The organism is Fodinibacter luteus (assembly GCF_039541575.1).
GTDB lineage: Bacteria > Actinomycetota > Actinomycetes > Actinomycetales > Dermatophilaceae > Fodinibacter > Fodinibacter luteus.
Map to the genome: position 1 here is coordinate 1 of NZ_BAABGM010000041.1, position 621 is coordinate 621.

General features: G+C 73.6%; 1 protein-coding gene. It reads left to right on the forward strand.

Annotated features, from left to right (window positions below):
• Positions 1-621 (forward strand): Mu transposase domain-containing protein (locus ABD899_RS18875; protein WP_425474998.1); only part of this gene is annotated, 621 nt, incomplete at both ends.

A 621-nucleotide genomic window follows, 5' to 3' on the forward strand; every position in this document is an offset into this window, starting at 1 on the left:
GGGCCCCGGCCTACGTGCTGACCGATAACGCCCGCACGGTGACGATCGACCACGTCGCCGGTGTCCCGGTGCGTCACCCCGACCTGGTGGCCGTGGCCCGGCACTACGGCACGACCGTGCACACCTGCGTCCCGTACGACCCGCAGTCCAAGGGCGGGACCGAGGCGACGGTCAAGATCGCCAAGGCCGACCTGGTCCCGACCCAGGCCAACCTGGGTGAGCAGTACGCCTCCTTCGCTCAGCTGCGCACGGCGTGCGAGGCGTTCATGGCCAAGGTCAACGGCCGCAGGCACCGCGAGTCCGCCCGCGTCCCGGCCGACGCGCTCGTGCAGGAACGAGCCCGGTTGCACACCCTGCCGTCCTCGCCGCACACGATGGCGCTGGGCACGACCCGGGTGGTGGGCACCGACCAGACCGTGCGGTTCGGCTCGGTGCGCTACTCCGTCCCGCCCGGGCTGGTCGGCGCCGAGGTGTGGGTTCGCGTCGTCGGCACCGAGGTCGTCATCGTCGCCGACACCACCACCCTGCCCGCCGTGCCGGCCTGGGCCGGGGGCGTCAGCGGGCTCGTCGAAGCCGCCCGGCACACCACCTCCACCCCGGGCACCCCACGCATCGAGCCCG